This is a genomic window from Mycolicibacterium sp. XJ879 (assembly GCF_053483935.1).
In genome coordinates this window covers 1-1,768 of sequence record NZ_JBEFTH010000030.1, presented here as the reverse complement: position 1 = coordinate 1,768, position 1,768 = coordinate 1, and the positions used below count along the sequence as shown (strand labels likewise).

Below are 1,768 nucleotides of genomic sequence, written 5' to 3'. Positions count from 1 at the left end.
GTGGGGGTGGTTATTTGAAGGTTGTGATGCCGGCGTCGACGGTGTGGCAGGTTCCGGTGACGTAGCGGCCGTCGTCGCTGACGAGGTAGAGGATGGCGCGGCTGACGTCGATGGGTTCGATGGCGGGTATGGGTAGCGAGTTTTGGAATGCTGCGGCGATGCGGGGGTGGGCGTCGAGGAATGCTGGGAAGAAGTCGTTGATGATCATGGGGGTGGCGACGCCGGTGGGGTGCACGGTGTTGACGCGGATGTTGTGTTGTCCCAGGGCGTTTGCGTATGCCTTCATCAGGCCCACGACGCCGAATTTGGCTGCGTAGTATCCGTCGGTGCCCCCGCCGCGGTCGGTGGGTTGGGTGCGCAGGCCCGCTGCTGAGCTGGTGATGACGATGGCTCCGCCCTGGTCTTGTTCGAGCAGGATCGGCACGGTGGTCTGCAGGGTGTTCCACACCCCGGTGAGCATGGTGTCGATGGAGTCTTGCCAGGCCTGGCGGGACCGGGCCGGGTCTAGCGGGGGCAGCGCTTGGGCCATGATTCCGGCGTTGGCCAGCACAATGTCGAGGCGCCCTAATTCGGTCACGGCAGCATTGACCTGGGTCTGCAGCGAGTCGAAATCGCGCACGTCGCCGATCAGGGGGATCATCTGGCGCCCGGTCTTTTCGACCAGGGCGGTAGTCTCCTCCAGATCGGCGCCGGTGGACATCGGGTAGTTGACGGTGTCCAGTTGCCGGCACAGGTCGATGCCGATGATGTCGGCGCCTTGCTCGGCAAGCAATTGTGCGTGGGAGCGTCCCTGCCCGCGGGCCGCGCCGGTGATCAAAGCGACTTTACCGTCGAGTTTTCCCATGATGTCCTTCGGTTTGTCGGGTCAGTACCGCCTCGGCGTGTATCGGTGGCTGGGCGCGGTGGCTCACGGGCGGGGGAACCGGAACAGTTCCCGCGCGTTGTCTTCGACGATGGCACCGACCTCATCGTCGGGCACATCGCGCATCGATTCGGCGATCCGTTTGCGGCTATTGGGCCAGTTGCTGTCGGAGTGGGGATAGTCCACCTCGACCAGCAGCCGCTGTACTCCGATGATGTCGCGGTTCTGCACACCGAAATCATCTTCGATGAAGCACCCGTAGAAGTGTCTGCGGAACAGTTCGGAGGGCGCGACGTTTTTGTCGATGTTCTGATACCACCGGTGGCGATCCCACGCATAGTCGGCGCGTTCGATCAGGTAGGGAATCCAGCCGACCCCCCCTTCGGCCAAACAGAACCGCAGCCCGGGAAACTGCTGCAACTTACCGGAGAACAGCAGATCCACCGTCGTCCACATCTGATTGCTGGAAAACAGCGTCACCGCCACCACAAACGGTGCCTCGGTACGCATCTGATGAGGATCGTTCTCCTTGGCGAACGAGAAACCCGGCACAAACCCCGCCCCGCCGAAGTGCAGTGAGATCGGGATCTGCTCGGCTTGCACGACCTCCCACAGACCATCCCAGGCATCGGAGAAAAACGACGGCATCCCCAGCGGTACCGGGCTATCGGGAAAACTGATTGTTCGACATCCCTTTTCGGCCAAACGACGCGCCTCGGCCACCGCAAGCTCGACATCCCAGGTGGGCACAATCCCCAACGGAATAAACCGATCCGGCGCTGCCGCACACCACTCATCAAGATGGAAATCGTTCCATGCCCGCACACACTTGAGCGCCAAGTCCTTATCCCTGGCCCGATGAAACAACCCACCGGCAAACCCGGGCAGCGACGGAAAACACGTCGA

General features: G+C 62.2%; 2 protein-coding genes. Both read right to left on the bottom strand.

The genetic code is table 11. The annotated features are described in order from the left end of the window. Window positions 1–10: 10 nt before the first annotated feature. Complete coding sequence (locus ABQF13_RS25245) at window positions 11–844, bottom strand: mycofactocin-coupled SDR family oxidoreductase (protein ID WP_448395543.1); 834 nt, start codon at window positions 842–844, stop codon at window positions 11–13. 63 nt (window positions 845–907) lie between these two features. Beyond that, window positions 908–1,768: amidohydrolase family protein (locus ABQF13_RS25240; RefSeq protein ID WP_448395542.1), on the bottom strand; the 861-nt coding region annotated here is incomplete at its 5' end.